This window comes from Microbacterium sp. UBA1612, from assembly GCF_002321605.1.
GTDB classification, from domain to species: Bacteria; Actinomycetota; Actinomycetes; order Actinomycetales; family Microbacteriaceae; genus Microbacterium; species Microbacterium luteum.
The window spans coordinates 47,320-60,461 of record NZ_DCMW01000036.1 but is presented as its reverse complement, the minus strand read 5'-3'; the positions used below and the strand labels follow the sequence as shown (position 1 = coordinate 60,461).

General features: G+C 70.0%; 16 protein-coding genes. 8 read left to right on the top strand and 8 right to left on the bottom strand.

Features of this window, described 5'->3' with window-relative positions:
• Window positions 1-158: 158 nt before the first annotated feature.
• A complete protein-coding gene (locus tag B3S45_RS13570) occupies window positions 159-1,157 on the top strand; it encodes an aldo/keto reductase (protein ID WP_390178588.1) in 999 nt (332 codons plus the stop codon).
• 110 nt (window positions 1,158-1,267) lie between these two features.
• Window positions 1,268-1,870 carry a histidine phosphatase family protein gene (locus B3S45_RS13565; RefSeq protein ID WP_071045692.1) on the top strand — a complete coding sequence of 201 codons (603 nt, stop codon included), beginning with the start codon at window positions 1,268-1,270 and terminating at the stop codon, window positions 1,868-1,870.
• A gap of 21 nt (window positions 1,871-1,891) precedes the next feature.
• Here the strand turns inward: B3S45_RS13565 and B3S45_RS13560 are convergent, their stop codons facing one another.
• Entirely contained in the window at window positions 1,892-2,359 is a 468-nt protein-coding gene (locus B3S45_RS13560) for a GNAT family N-acetyltransferase (protein ID WP_071045693.1), read from the bottom strand.
• A gap of 61 nt (window positions 2,360-2,420) precedes the next feature.
• Between B3S45_RS13560 and dapB the strand changes: the two genes are divergently transcribed.
• Entirely contained in the window at window positions 2,421-3,233 is an 813-nt protein-coding gene (gene dapB, locus B3S45_RS13555; RefSeq protein WP_071045694.1) for a 4-hydroxy-tetrahydrodipicolinate reductase, read from the top strand.
• A complete protein-coding gene (locus B3S45_RS13550) occupies window positions 3,230-3,676 on the top strand; it encodes a hypothetical protein (RefSeq protein ID WP_071045695.1) in 447 nt (148 codons plus the stop codon). The genes dapB and B3S45_RS13550 overlap by 4 nt, the downstream gene beginning before the upstream one ends.
• Here the strand turns inward: B3S45_RS13550 and B3S45_RS13545 are convergent.
• From B3S45_RS13545 to B3S45_RS13530, 4 genes are all read right to left on the bottom strand, one after another.
• Window positions 3,673-4,587, bottom strand: coding sequence for a TIGR01777 family oxidoreductase (locus tag B3S45_RS13545; RefSeq protein ID WP_286721247.1), 915 nt, complete (start codon window positions 4,585-4,587; stop codon window positions 3,673-3,675). The genes B3S45_RS13550 and B3S45_RS13545 overlap by 4 nt on opposite strands.
• On the bottom strand, window positions 4,580-5,005 hold the full coding sequence (locus B3S45_RS13540) for an OsmC family peroxiredoxin (RefSeq protein WP_071045697.1): 426 nt from the start codon (window positions 5,003-5,005) through the stop codon (window positions 4,580-4,582). The genes B3S45_RS13545 and B3S45_RS13540 overlap by 8 nt, the downstream gene beginning before the upstream one ends.
• Window positions 5,006-5,119: 114 nt before the next feature.
• Complete coding sequence (locus B3S45_RS13535; RefSeq protein WP_071045698.1) at window positions 5,120-5,686, bottom strand: DUF4395 domain-containing protein; 567 nt, start codon at window positions 5,684-5,686, stop codon at window positions 5,120-5,122.
• Window positions 5,679-6,116, bottom strand: coding sequence for a TlpA family protein disulfide reductase (locus tag B3S45_RS13530; protein ID WP_286721243.1), 438 nt, complete (start codon window positions 6,114-6,116; stop codon window positions 5,679-5,681). Before B3S45_RS13530 ends, B3S45_RS13535 begins: the two co-directional genes overlap by 8 nt.
• A 138-nt stretch (window positions 6,117-6,254) precedes the next feature.
• Here B3S45_RS13530 and thyX point away from each other — a divergent pair, with 138 nt between their 5' ends.
• Genes thyX through B3S45_RS13510 form a run of 4 tightly spaced genes read left to right on the top strand, consistent with a single transcriptional unit; the run spans window position 6,255 to window position 10,404 of the window.
• Window positions 6,255-6,953, top strand: coding sequence for an FAD-dependent thymidylate synthase (gene thyX, locus B3S45_RS13525; RefSeq protein ID WP_071045750.1), 699 nt, complete (start codon window positions 6,255-6,257; stop codon window positions 6,951-6,953).
• Between the two features lie 2 nt (window positions 6,954-6,955).
• Window positions 6,956-7,717 carry an SDR family NAD(P)-dependent oxidoreductase gene (locus B3S45_RS13520; RefSeq protein ID WP_286721241.1) on the top strand — a complete coding sequence of 254 codons (762 nt, stop codon included), beginning with the start codon at window positions 6,956-6,958 and terminating at the stop codon, window positions 7,715-7,717.
• Between the two features lie 30 nt (window positions 7,718-7,747).
• Window positions 7,748-8,725 carry a 4-hydroxy-tetrahydrodipicolinate synthase gene (gene dapA / locus B3S45_RS13515; protein ID WP_071045701.1) on the top strand — a complete coding sequence of 326 codons (978 nt, stop codon included), beginning with the start codon at window positions 7,748-7,750 and terminating at the stop codon, window positions 8,723-8,725.
• A 20-nt stretch (window positions 8,726-8,745) separates the two neighbouring features.
• Window positions 8,746-10,404, top strand: coding sequence for a ribonuclease J (locus B3S45_RS13510; protein WP_414683096.1), 1,659 nt, complete (start codon window positions 8,746-8,748; stop codon window positions 10,402-10,404).
• On the opposite strand, the gene B3S45_RS13505 is transcribed toward B3S45_RS13510, so the two are convergent.
• From B3S45_RS13505 to B3S45_RS13495, 3 genes are read right to left on the bottom strand one after another with little or no spacing between them, the layout of a single operon-like run.
• Window positions 10,391-11,437: an alanine racemase gene (locus B3S45_RS13505; protein ID WP_286721237.1), complete on the bottom strand. Its 1,047-nt coding sequence runs from the start codon at window positions 11,435-11,437 to the stop codon at window positions 10,391-10,393. The genes B3S45_RS13510 and B3S45_RS13505 overlap by 14 nt on opposite strands.
• Window positions 11,437-12,105, bottom strand: a complete 669-nt coding sequence (locus B3S45_RS13500) for an alanine racemase C-terminal domain-containing protein (RefSeq protein ID WP_286721235.1) — start codon at window positions 12,103-12,105, stop codon at window positions 11,437-11,439. Before B3S45_RS13500 ends, B3S45_RS13505 begins: the two co-directional genes overlap by 1 nt.
• A complete protein-coding gene (locus B3S45_RS13495) occupies window positions 12,102-13,124 on the bottom strand; it encodes a sugar-transfer associated ATP-grasp domain-containing protein (protein ID WP_286721233.1) in 1,023 nt (340 codons plus the stop codon). Before B3S45_RS13495 ends, B3S45_RS13500 begins: the two co-directional genes overlap by 4 nt.
• Window positions 13,125-13,142 lie beyond the last annotated feature (18 nt).

The window sequence follows — 13,142 nt, the reverse complement described above, 5'->3', positions numbered from 1 at the left end:
CCACGTCGCCTGGGAGCAACGATCCTGCGCGCCGCTGCCGTACCCTCGAATCACGTGCCGGGGGGCGCGAGGGGCGGGTGCCCGCCTCGAGATTCGCGAGGGGGTGTGGGATGTCGGTGATCGGAGCGAACGCGGGTTTCGGGGGAAACGCTGCGGCGATGGCCGCCGGCTCCCACACATCCCGCGGACACCACCCGTCCGCGCCGATCCCGGTGCAGGGACCGGGGGTCGCGACCGGGCTCCGGGAGAGGCTCGGTGAGACCGGTCTCGAGATCTTCCCGCTCATTCTCGGCGGATCCGAGTTCGGGTGGAACGTCGATCTCGAGTCCAGCCACGACATCCTCGATGCGTACGCGGAGCTCGGCGGGAACGCCGTGCACACGGCCGACAGTTTCTCCGGAGGACGCAGCGAGCACATCATCGGCCAGTGGATGCACTCCCGCGGCCTGCGTGACGACATGGTGCTGGCGGTCCGCATCGGCGGCCATCCCGACAATCCCGGGCTCGGGCCGGTCGACCTCGTCCGCGCGGTGGAGTCCTCGCTCGGCCGACTGCGCACCGACCGCATCGATCTGATCTACCTCGACGCGACCGCCGACTCGGCCACCGCGCTCGAAGACACGCTGGCGACCGCCGAGTGGCTCGTCGACACCGGCAAGGCGCGAGCGCTCGGCGCGATCGGCTACACCGCGACGCAGCTCATCGAGGCGCGCATCCTCGCGTCCGCCGGCTTCCCACGGCTGAACGTGCTCGACGTGCCCTTCAACATCCTCCGCCGCCACGAGTTCGACGAGGACCTGCGGCTGATCGCCGGGGCGCAGCAATTGGCGGTCACGCCGTCTCACGCGCTCGAGCACGGATTCCTCGCCGGTCGTCACCGCACCCGGTCCAAGGGGGCGCTGTCGGTGCGCGGTGCGCAGCTGGCGGCGAGTCTGAACCGTCGTGGAACGCGCACGCTCCGCGCGCTCGACGTGGTGGGGGCGGAGCTGGGCGTTCCGGATGCCGCCGTGGCCGTCGCGTGGCTGCTCGCGCAGAAGCTGGTGAGCGCGCCGATCGTCAACGCGTATGCGGCGCAGCACGTCGAGGAGCTCATGCAGGGCGTCGGCGTGCATCTCAGCCGGGCCCAGTTGGCAGAGATCGCCCGCGCCGCCGATTGAGGATCGGCATCGCCGACGCGCCGCCCGGCGGGCGAGGGCGAAGAGGCCGTGACATAGGGTGGAAGGGCGCCCGAAGGGGCGCCCGATGACATCCCGATGGAGCGAGTGACGTGACGCACTACATCTACCTCGTGCGACATGGCGAGCACCAGGATGCCGAGCACGGACTGGTCGACGGACCGCTGTCACCGCGCGGTCGTCGACAGGCAGCGGCCCTCGCGGACCGGCTCTCGGGAGTGCCGTTCGACAGCGTGTGGCATTCGCCCCTCGAGCGTGCGAGTGAGACCGCGCGTGCGTTCGCCGAGCGCATGCCTTCGCTGTCGCCGCAGCCCTCGGCCCTCCTGTTCGACTGCGTACCGACGGGCATGACGCCCGACACGCCCGCGGTCTTCGAACCCTTCTTCGGCGGCGTGACCGACGCGGAGATCGACGCCGGGCGAGCCCAGATGGCGGACGCCGTGAGTGAATTCCTTCGCCGTCGAAGCGGCGACGTCCACGAGCTGATCATCACGCACAACACCGTCATCGCGTGGTTCGTGCGCGAGATCCTGCAGGCTCCGGAGTGGAAGTGGATGACCCTCAATCAGGCCCATTGCGGTCTGACGGTGATCGCTCAGAAGCAGGGCCGCCCGTGGATGCTGCTGACACACAACGACCTCGCCCACCTTCCGGTCGAGCTGCGCACCGGCCTCCCCGAGACCCATCCCGTCTGACCGGCGCGGGGCGGCTCGCCGTCAGGACAAAGCCTTGCCGTACCAGCGCGTCGCGTTCGGGTTGTCGTTGTAGGCCGGGATGGCGGAGAACCCGGTGGCGGCGTAGAGCCCGGCGGCGGCATCCAGGGTGTGATGGGTATCGAGGACCAGCTCGTCTGCGCCGAACGCACGTGCGCGACGCTCGAGATCTTCCATCAGCGCCCGGCCCCACCCTCGGCCCCGCGTCTCGGGACGGAGGTAGAGATGCTTGACCTCGTAGCGCATCGCGTCGCCCTGCTCTTCGAGCCGGCGGATGCCGCCGCAGCCGACCGGGTGGTCCTCGTCCGCAGCCACGACGAAGACACCCGCCGGCGCCGTGAACATCGCGGCGTCCGGCGACGAGCGGGTGTAGGTGCGAGACGGGAAGGATGCCGCGCGCGCGTCGAAGTATTCCGAGAGCAGCATGCGCGACACCTCGGAGTCGACCGGTTCGGCGGTGATGCGGAGCATCCCTGAAGAGTAGTCGGTGCGCGTGCGCGCCCGGGAGGCGCGGGCGGGCTACGGTGGAGACATGACGACGCGCGTGGCCATCGTGGGCGGGACCGGCAAGCTGGGCGGCATCATCCGCGACATCGTGAACGCCGACGACGCGTACGTCGAGCACGCCGTGCTCACCTCCCGCTCCGAGATCGACGAGATCGACGGCGCCGACCTCGTCGTCGATGCGTCCACCCCGGCGGTGTCGATCGACGTGGTGCGCGGGGCCGTCGAGCGCGGGATCAACGTGCTCGTGGGCACGTCGGGGTGGTCAGCCGAGCGCATCGCCCTCGTGCGGCCCCTGGTGGATGCGGCCGGCACCGGCGCCGTGTTCATTCCCAACTTCTCGCTCGGCTCCGTCATCGGGTCGGCTATCGCCAGCGCCGCGGCACCCTTCTTCCCCTCGATCGAGATCGTCGAGGCGCACCGGGAGTCCAAGGTCGACTCTCCGAGCGGCACCGCCGTGCGCACGGCCGAGCTCGTCGCAGCGGCGCGGAGTGCGGTGGGCCCGGTCGAGTCCCCGCACGTCGATCAGCGCGCTCGCGGGCAGCGGGTGGCGAGCGTCCCGATCCACTCGCTGCGTCGCCCGGGTGTGGTGGCCAAGCAGGACGTCGTGCTCTCGGGCCCGGGGGAGTCGCTGACGATCACCCACGACACGATCGAGCCGGCACGCGCCTACGCCCCCGGCATCCGCCTGGCCCTTCAGAACGCGATCGTGAGCCGGGGCGTCGTGATCGGCCTCGACAGCTTCCTCGACATCGGCATCCGCACCCCGCATTCCGGTGGCAGGCCCCCGGTCGATGAGGGTGGAGTGCCCGGCCAGGTGGCGCGCACAACCGGAGCATGAGCGTCAAGATCGGGGTCGCCGTCATGGCGGTCCTGCTGGCGCTCTACATCGCGCTCGTGGGATGGCGCGCGGTGCTGCTGCTCGGCACCGGCGATCCCGTCGGCATCACGATGGGCGTGGCGCTGATCGTGCTGCCCGTGGTGGCGGTGTGGGCGCTCGGACGCGAACTGTGGTTCGGATGGCGCGCCCAGCAGCTCGGTCTGCGGCTCGAAGCCGAACACGACCTCCCCGAGGAAGCGGTGGGGGTGCGACCGAGCGGTCGTGTGCTGCGCGAGGATGCCGACGCCGTCTTCCCGCGATATCGGGACGAGGTGACGGCCAGCCCGGACGACTGGCGCGCGTGGTATCGCCTCGGGCTGGCTTATGACGCGTCGGGGGATCGGCGGCGCGCCAGGGAGGCTGTGCGACGGGCCATCACGCTCGAGGCGGACAGTCGGCGCTAATCAGCCTCCGCCAGCGCGGCTGCGACAGCGGCTTCGACCGTCGAATGGGTGAAGGAGAAGCCGGATGCCTCCAGAGCGGCCGGAACGACGTTCGCATCGGTTGTGAGCAGCGCCTCCACAGCATCGCGGCCGAGTGCGGCGCGCAGCGCCCAGGCGGGTGCCCGGAGCAGATACGGGCGATTCATACGCACCGCCAGGGCGAAGCCCAGATCGTTCGCGGTCGCTCGGGTCGGCCCCGTGAGGTTGACCGGGCCGAGAATCCCGGTGTCGAGGATGTGGCGGATGGCGCGCACCTCGTCCTGCAGTGATATCCACGGCCACACCTGCGTCCCGCGACCGATCGGACCGGAAAGACCGAGGCGGGTCAGGAGCATGAGCGGCTTCAAGACGCCCTCCGGGTGCACGACGGGCGCCGTGCGCAGCAGCGACACGCGCGCGCGGTCACCGGCCCCGAGTGCGGCGTGCTCCCACTCGCCGCATACATCCGCGAGGAAACCCTCGCCGCGCTGCGTCGTCTCGTCGACGTCGCCCGGCGGAAACGCCCCGTAATACCCCACGGCGGAGGCCGACAGGAACGCGGGGGCGTCGTCGCCGAGCTCTCGCACGGCACGGGCCAGGGCGCGGGTCGGGGTGATCCGCGACCAGAGCAGAGTGCTGCGGTACGACCGCGTCCACGGAAAGCGTCCGATGCTCGCGCCGCCGAGGCCGACCACGGCGCGAGCGCCGGCGAGCACCTCGGGATCGAGCGGGCGCGTGTCCGTGAGCCATTCCACCTCGTCGGGAGCCGTGGCGGTGCGACGCACGAGGCGGACGACTTCATGGCCGTCGGCGCGCAGGTCGTCGACGAGCGCTCGCCCGATCAGTCCGCTCGCGCCCCCGATGACGATGCGACCCGGTGAAGAATCAGGCAAGCGTCGCCTCGAGCGTGATGTCGATCCCGGCGAGGGCCTGTGACACGGGGCATCCGGTCTTCGCCTCCTCGGCGATGCGGGCGAACGCATCCGCATCCATTCCCGGCACGACCGCGTTGACGTTGAGGTGGCTGCCGGTGATGCCGGTGCCGGGCTGGAACGTGACCGATGCGGTCGTGTCGACCGATTCCGGAGGGGTGCCGTTCCCGGCGAGTGCGTGGGAGAGCGCCATGCTGAAGCACGAAGCGTGCGCGGCCGCGATGAGCTCCTCCGGCGTGGTGGTCGACGTGGATCCCTCGCTGCGCGCCTTCCAGTTCACCGGGAGGGAAGCAGCCCCCGAAGACACCAGCGAGACGGTGCCTTCGCCGTCGGTGAGGGAGCCTTTCCAGGCGGTGGTCGCTTCGCTCGTGACGGTCATGATGCCCCTGTTCCTCGTGGCGGTGACGGATGATCCGCCGGTGGCGGACGCCGTCAGCCTAACGGGGCGCTCAGCCGTCCGCGACGGCTTGACAGCTGGCGTGCGGCGGGTCGGTCAGACCGCGGGGCGCTCGCGCCCCACGACGCCCGCCCGCTGGAGCACGAGGTAGAGCTGGCAGCCGAGGCACAGCCCGAAGACGGCGTTGAGGAAAGCGGCCGCGAACGCGAGCGATGCGGCAACGGGCAGTGCCCACGGCACACCGGCGAGGTGCAGCGCGAGACCGATGACCGAGACGAAGAGGCCGACGCCCTGGGCGAAGCGCGGCGGGCGCGGGTCCTCGCGTTCGGTGGGCTTCGGCAGACGTGGCGCGATCACGCGGCGGAACAGCACGCTCCACGGCGCGGTGCGCGGCGCGATCACGCCCCACAGGAAGAGAAGGGCGATCACGATCAGCAGGAGGAACGCCGGGTCCAGAGCGCGCTGCGCGAGGCTCGCCTCCTGAATCGCCCACCCTGCGTCGGGCGTGAACGCCGCCGCGGCCAGGGGCTGATCGGCGAACCATTCGCCGGCTCGCTGCGTCGCGAGTCCCCTCAACGCGAGGAAGACGTCGATCAGCAGCAGAAGCGAGGTGATGGCGGCGGCGAAACGAGGGCCGCGCGGGTCGATGCCTGTGTCAGACATGGGCGCTGCTCCCCGTCAGGTGCGCCAGCTCCAGCTCGAGCATGTGACGGTTCGGCACGCCGCCCACGCGCGACTGCACGGCGCCGCGGGCGTCCAGGATGAGCGTCGTCGGCGTCTGCAGCACGTGGAAGTGCTTGGCGATGTCCGGACGGTGAGTGAGGTCGATGTCGAGGTGGCGGACGCCGTCGCGTGCTTCGGCGATCTGCGAGAGCGTGCGGTGCACGCCGGGACACTTGGCGCACAGTTCGGTGCTGAACTGCAGCAGCGTCGCGCGCTCGCCGAGGCTGTCGGCCCCCAGGCGCCGCGGCTGGATCACCTCGTGTGCGACGCCGCGACGGAGGCGACCTTGGCGGGCGCGCACGAGCATTCCGATGCCGGCGGTGACGGCGATCAGCACAGCGACGCCGAGGAGGGAGGCCAGGATGTCCACAACCCACAAGGCTAGACGTTCGCGCGCCGCGGGAGGCCGAATCCGGTGCGAACGCGACCACCGTCGTAACACGGCGACCCGGCGCGGCGCGGGTAGGGTGGCACCGTGACCGACGCCGACATCCAGTTCCGCAGTGACATGACCGTCGATCTCGTCAGATCGAGCGCCTCGGATTCCGACGTTCTGTTCGCGGCACGCGTGTCGACGCAGGGTGAGCAGACGCTCGAGTCCGCGCAGAGCGGCGAGGAGGCCTCGGGTCGTGACCGGGGTCTCGTGAACTTCCTGATGAGGGATCGCCACGGCTCGCCGTTCGAGCACAATTCCATGACCTTCTACGTGCAGGCGCCCATCTTCGTCTTCCGCGAGTTCATGCGGCATCGCATCGCGTCGTACAACGAGGAGTCCGGACGCTACCGCGAGCTTCGGCCGGTGTTCTACGTGCCTGCTCGCGAGCGCAACCTGGTGCAGGTCGGCCGGCCGGGAGCGTATGAGTTCCTTCCCGGCGACGACGAGCAGTTCGCCCTGGTCGACGAGGCCACGCGTGCTGCGAGTGTGCAGGCGTTCGAGGCGTATCAGCGCATGCTGGAGGCCGGGGTCGCCCGCGAGGTGGCGCGCATCGTGCTCCCGCTGAACATCTACTCGTCGATGTACGTGACGATGAACGCCCGTGCGCTGATGAATTTCCTCTCGTTGCGCACCAAGGTCGAGGGCACGCACTTCCCGTCGTTCCCCCAGCGGGAGATCGAGATGTGCGCCGAGCAGATGGAGGCGCAGTGGCGTGAACTCATGCCGCTGACCCACGCGTCGTTCAACGCCAACGGACGCGTGGCGCCGTAACCATGGTCACGGCGCTGATCACCGGAGCAAGCTCGGGACTCGGTGCGGAATACGCGCGCCAGCTCGCGGCGCGCGGCGCCGACCTCGTGCTCGTCGCGCGGGATCTCGAGGCGCTCGACGCGGTCGCCGGAGCCATCCGTGCCTGCCACCGCGTAAAGGTGGAGGTGGTCAGCGCCGACCTCGCCGTCTCCGACGAGGTGGATCGCGTCGCCGCGCGGCTCACGGCCGCCGATGCGCCGGTCGAGCTCCTGGTCAACAACGCCGGTTTCGGTCTCCCTCTCGACTTCGCGGCGAACGACGTCGCACGCGAGGTCGATCATCTGCGCGTCCACGTCGAAGCGCCGCTCCGCCTGTCCCACGCCGCTCTTGAGGGCATGCTCGCGCGCGGTCACGGCCGCATCGTCAACGTCGCATCCGTCGCCGCCTATCTGCCGCGGTCGACCTACGGGGCGTGCAAGCGCTGGCTGGTGGACTTCAGTCGTTGGGCGAACGCCGCCTACGCGGCGCGTGGCGTGACGGTGACCGCGGTGTGCCCGGGCTTCACGCACACCGGCTTCCACGAGCGGATGGGGCTGGCTCCCGGGCGCGAGGGCGTGCCCGGGTGGATGTGGCTGGACGCGCGCGAGGTCGTGACCGCGTCACTGCGCGCCGCCGCGAAGGGACGCGGGGTCTCGATTCCGTCGTTGCGCTACCAGGCGCTCGCGCGCGTGGCTGCTCTCCTGCCGGCATCGCTCGGCGCGAGCGTCGGCACGCGCGGTCGCTGAGCGGACGCCGCGAGACGATAGCCTGGAGGCATGACGCTCGACGCCAATCCCTTCGGCCAGGTGCTCGTAGCCCTCATCACCCCGATGACGGCCGACGGAGAGGTCGACTGGCCGGCGACGGAGAAGCACATCGACGACGTCGTGTCCGCCGGTGCGGACGGGGTCGTCGTGACCGGCACCACGGGGGAGACCTCGACCCTCACCGACGCGGAGAAGCTGCGTCTGGTGGAGGTCGGCAAAGACGTCGCGGCCGGTCGAGCCAAGATCATCACCGGCGGAGGCTCCAACGAGACCGCGCACGCGATCGAGCTGTACAAGGCCAGTGAGAAGGCCGGTGCCGACGGCATCATGATCGTCACGCCGTACTACAACAAGCCCACCCAGGCCGGCATTCTGACCCACTTCCGGCTCGTTGCCGACGCCACCGATCTGCCGGTCATCCTCTACGACATCCCGGGCCGCACCGGCGTGCCGATCGCCTACGAGACGCTCCTCCGCGTGGCCAAGCACCCGAACATCCTCGCCGTGAAGGACGCCAAGGGAGACTTCAGCGAGGTCAGTCGGGTGCTCAATCAGACCGACCTGATGTACTTCTCGGGCGACGACGCCAATGTCCTGCCGCACCTGTCGATCGGCGCCAGCGGACTCATCGGGGTCACCGCCAACATCGCTCCGGCGCCCTACCGCGCAATCGTCGATGCCGTCAACGCCGGCGACCTCGCCACCGCGACGGCGCAGCATCAGACCCTCGAGCCTCTCGTGCGAGCGGTGATGACGCATGTTCCCGGGACGGTCGCGGCGAAGTACATCCTGCACGGCCTGGGACGCATCTCCAGCCCTCGCGTGCGCCTGCCGCTGGTCGGTCCGGAGGAATGGGAGGCGGCCATGATCGAAGACGAGCTCGCGCTGGTGAGCGGAGTCGACGGTGCGGAGTTCCGCAACTTCCGCCCCGACCGCAACGCCGCCGCCGGCGGAGCGCTCCCGAAGGTCTCGGGGACCACCCGATGACCCCTCCCACGTCGGTCGCCATGCCGCCCGGACTCGAGAAGGGCACGCTCCGCGTCATCCCGCTCGGGGGTCTCGGGGAGGTCGGTCGCAACATGACCGTCTTCGAGATCGACGGCAAGCTGCTCGTCGTCGACTGCGGTGTGCTGTTCCCCGAGGAGCATCAGCCGGGTGTCGACCTCATCCTGCCCGATTTCGAGCCGATCAAGTCGCGCCTGAACGACATCGTCGGGGTGGTGCTCACCCACGGCCACGAAGACCACATCGGCGCCGTGCCCTACCTCCTGAAGCTCAAGGGAGACATCCCGATCATCGGATCCGGGCTCACCCTCGCGCTGACCGAGGCGAAGCTCAAAGAGCACCGCATCAAGCCCTACACCCTCACGGTCGCCGATGGCCAGCGCGAGCAGGTGGGTCCGTTCGACCTCGAGTTCATCGCCGTCAACCACTCCATCCCGGATGCGCTCGCCGTGGCCATCCGCACGGTCGCCGGCACCGTTCTGGCCACGGGCGACTTCAAGATGGACCAGCTCCCGCTCGACGGGCGCCTGACCGACCTGCGCTCCTTCGCACGTATCGGCGAGGAGGGGATCGATCTGTTCATGGTCGACTCCACGAATGCCGACGTGCCCGGGTTCACCCCGCTGGAGCGGGAGATCGGGCCGGTCCTCGACCAGGTCATCGGCAAGGCGCCGCGCCGCGTGATCGTGGCGAGCTTCTCCAGCCACGTGCACCGCGTGCAGCAGGTGCTGGATGCCGCCCACGCCCACGGCCGGCGCGTCGCCCTCCTCGGACGCAGCATGGTGCGCAACATGACCATCGCCGAGAAGCTGGGCTATCTCACGGTGCCCTCCGGTGTGCTCATCGACTACAAGAAGGCGCGCGATCTCCCCGACGACCGGATCGTCTACATGTCGACCGGTTCGCAGGGTGAGCCGATGGCCGTGCTCAGCCGCATGGCCAACCTCGATCACGAGATCGAGCCCGGCCCCGGCGACACCGTCATCCTCGCCTCCAGCCTCATCCCGGGCAACGAGAACGCCGTGTACCGCGTGATCGACGGTCTCACCAAGCTCGGCACCAACGTGGTGCACAAGGGCAATGCCAAGGTGCACGTGTCCGGCCACGCAGCGGCAGGCGAGCTGCTCTACTGTTACAACATCCTGCGCCCGCGCAACGTCCTGCCGATCCACGGCGAATACCGCCACCTGATGGCCAACGCCAAACTCGCCCAGGACACGGGCGTTCCCGCCGAGCGCACGCTGCTCGCCGAGAACGGCACGGTCATCGATCTTCGCGACGGCGAGGCGCTCGCGGTGGGTCAGCTCGATCTCGGCTTCGTCTACGTCGACGGCTCGTCGGTCGGCGAGATCACCGACGCCGACCTGAAGGACCGTCGCATCCTGGGCGAGGAGGGCTTCATCTCCGTGATCGTCGTCGTCGATGCCGCGACGGGCAAGATCATCAGCGGTCCGGAGATCCACGCGCGCGGTTTCGCCGAGGACGACAAGGTCTTCGAAGACGTCAAGCCGAAGATCGCCGCCGCGCTGGCCGAAGCGGCGCAGTCGGGAGTGCGAGACCAGCACGCGCTGTCGCAGGTGGTGCGGCGGACGATCGGACGCTGGGTCAATCAGCGTCTGCGGCGTCGTCCGATGATCGTTCCGCTGGTCATCGAGGCGTGATCGCCCCGGTGTAGGACCGCTCCAGCCCCGGGCGCAGGCGCACGAGGAGCTCCTCGCCGACCGTGTCGATCGATTCCGCGACGGTCGTAGCGCTGTGCTCGCCGTGCGCTCCCGGCCCGAAGATGTACACGCGGTCTTCGACGCGCGCGCCCGGATATCCGGCGACGGTCGAGGTCGCGCCGTCGACCGTCAGCAGGCGGCGCGCGCCGGCGTCGGTGCCGACGGTCACGCGGCCGCCGAGGGCCGACGGGACGCCGTCGAGCGATCCGATGTCGATCACCACCCGGTCCCCGGCCACGTCGATCACGTCGGCGACGAGCGTCGCGGCCGGCGAGATGCCCGGCAGATCCGGTCCGCCCGCGGAGCGGATGCCGTATCCGAAGGCGCCGACACGCACCAGATCATCGCGGAACTCCGGACGGGCGAACGCGGCCGCGCTCGCCGCAAGGTGCCGCACGTCCGGGGTGAGGCCGGCCGCGCGAGCGATCGCGACCGCATCGAGGAACAGGGCACGCGAGGCGTCGTCGTCGGCGTCACTGGTCTCGGCGATGTGGGTCCACAGGCCCACGACGCGGATGCGTCCGTCGGCTTCCGCCCGTGCGGCGCGTGCGACGACATCCGACCACTCCTCCGGGCGCACGCCGTTGCGATGCAGGCCGGTGTCGACCTTCAGATGCACACGCAGGTGCCGATCCGCGGCGATGATCCGTTCCAGGTAGGCGGCGTCGCCGACGCCGAGATCCAGGTCGGCGTCGGCGGCACCCTGCAGCGAGTCGGCGTCGAGGGTCGTCGTCCACGCGAAGATGCGCGAACCGCCGCCGACCACGCGGCGCACGCGCAGTCCACTGTCGATGTCGAAGGATCCGAACCAGTCGATCCCGGCCGCCGAGGCCGCTTCCGCGACGGGCTCGAGACCGTGCCCGTAGGCATCGTTCTTGACCACGAAGAGCGTCTCGGCGGGGGAGACGGTGCGGCGCACCGTGGCCAGATTCTCGCGGAGGCGGTCGAGATCGACCGCGAGGCGCGCGGGCATCAGGCCACGCTCCGTCGCGGCACGCACGCGCCGATCACCCCGGCCAGCTCCGCCCGCGTCCATCCCGTCGCCTCGGCCCAGCTGTCGAGGCTGCGCCGAGCCGGGCCGTCGCCTCCGAACAGCGAGACGGGCGCTCCGGGGACGACGGACGAGCCGTCGGGCCCGAGGTCGACCACGCATACGTCCATGGCGATGCGACCGATGACCGGGCACATCCGGCCCTCGACGCAGACCGAGATGCGGTTTCCGAGCGCTCGGGCCACGCCCTGCCCGTAGCCGCCGGCGACGAGCCCGATCCAGGTGTCGGCCGCTGCACGGTGGGTGTACCCGTACGAGACGCCTTCGCCCGCCCGGAGCGGTTTCGTCGAGAGGATGCACGATGAAGCGTGCATCGCGGGGTCGGCGCCCGCGGAGAGTCCGTAGAAGACCGCGGAATCCCCGTGCGGCGCGACCCCGTGGAGCCCGGCCGCTCGCAGGCGGGGGGCGTCGGCGGGCTCCACACACGCCCGGTCGACCCCCGCGGCCAGCAGGGCCCGCACTCCGGCGTCGATGCCATGGCCCCAGGCGTCGCGACGGAGGTCGACGACGATGCCGGCGGCGGCCGCGGCTCGGGCGCCGGTGACGAGGGCCCCGTCGGAGACCTCGACCGAGAGCCCGGCCGGCGTCAAAAGCCGATCACCTCACGGTAGCGCGGGCGGTGACCGGTGCGGCGGCCGAGGACCGAGGGCTTGATCTCGTAGACACCCGTGCCCCAGTTGCCCTCGATGAGCACGGGACCCTTCTCGGTGATCGCGACATCCCATCCGACGTACTGCACCTGCGGCACGACGCGCGCGGCGCGATCGATGAGGTCGAGCGCCTCCTCGAGCATCGGCAGGCGGAACTCGGCGATCGGGAATCCGGTGTCGGGGTGTCGTTCCCACACGTGGCCGTGCGAGTCGTATCCGTCGCCCATCGCCTTGCCGTGCTCGTCGAGCATCGTGTAGAAGCCGCCGAAGTCCATCTGGTCGGCGGCCTGTCCGCGCCCGAACTTCTGCGCCATGGCGAGGATGTGGGTCTTCTCACCGTCGAAGAAGGCCGCGATGCGCGTCGAGTTGACGGTGCCGGGACAGACGGCGGCCAGGTCGGGGTGCTGCACGATGTTCTCCTCGATGAGCAGCTCACCGCGCTCGAGGAGTCCGCGGTGGAAGGCCGCAGCGTCGTCGACGTCGTCGATCGTGTAGCGGGTGATGGCCGAGCCCGCCTGGCCGGTCTGGCGCTTGGTGATGATCGTGGGGTGCGTCGCCATGAACGCCGCGAGCTCGTCGGCGTTGCCGGCGTCGAGCATCATCCAGTCGCGGCCGAGAAGATCGGAGAACTCGCGCACGAACGCGAACTTGTCGTGGAAGAGGTGCCGGTAGTCCGGGTGGTCGTACTTCTGGGAGATCGCGTTCGAGATCGGATGCGTCATGAACGTCTTGCGCTCGGCGCGGGTGAGCATGGCGAAGTCGTAGTCGACGTAGTCCTGGAAGCCGACCTTGTGGAACGCCGCCTGCCAGTACATGTCCGCGACCACCGTCGCGACGGGCTTGCCGAACTGTCGAGAGACCTCGCGCGCACGCTCGACGACGGATCCGGCGTTGAGGTTGCGGACGCGGTAGACGAGGTAGTTCACATGCGACCGGAGGCCGAGACTGCGCGATGCCATTCGTTCTCTCTCGATGGG

Coding starts and splice junctions, on each gene's coding strand:
- B3S45_RS13570 (WP_390178588.1), top strand. CDS start 159: ATGGCCGCCGGCTCCCACACATCCCGCGGACACCACCCGTCCGCGCCG.
- B3S45_RS13560 (WP_071045693.1), bottom strand. CDS start 2,359: ATGCTCCGCATCACCGCCGAACCGGTCGACTCCGAGGTGTCGCGCATG.
- dapB (WP_071045694.1), top strand. CDS start 2,421: ATGACGACGCGCGTGGCCATCGTGGGCGGGACCGGCAAGCTGGGCGGC.
- B3S45_RS13550 (WP_071045695.1), top strand. CDS start 3,230: ATGAGCGTCAAGATCGGGGTCGCCGTCATGGCGGTCCTGCTGGCGCTC.
- B3S45_RS13540 (WP_071045697.1), bottom strand. CDS start 5,005: ATGACCGTCACGAGCGAAGCGACCACCGCCTGGAAAGGCTCCCTCACC.
- B3S45_RS13535 (WP_071045698.1), bottom strand. CDS start 5,686: ATGTCTGACACAGGCATCGACCCGCGCGGCCCTCGTTTCGCCGCCGCC.
- thyX (WP_071045750.1), top strand. CDS start 6,255: ATGACCGTCGATCTCGTCAGATCGAGCGCCTCGGATTCCGACGTTCTG.
- B3S45_RS13520 (WP_286721241.1), top strand. CDS start 6,956: ATGGTCACGGCGCTGATCACCGGAGCAAGCTCGGGACTCGGTGCGGAA.
- dapA (WP_071045701.1), top strand. CDS start 7,748: ATGACGCTCGACGCCAATCCCTTCGGCCAGGTGCTCGTAGCCCTCATC.
- B3S45_RS13510 (WP_414683096.1), top strand. CDS start 8,746: ATGCCGCCCGGACTCGAGAAGGGCACGCTCCGCGTCATCCCGCTCGGG.
- B3S45_RS13505 (WP_286721237.1), bottom strand. CDS start 11,437: ATGCCCGCGCGCCTCGCGGTCGATCTCGACCGCCTCCGCGAGAATCTG.
- B3S45_RS13495 (WP_286721233.1), bottom strand. CDS start 13,124: ATGGCATCGCGCAGTCTCGGCCTCCGGTCGCATGTGAACTACCTCGTC.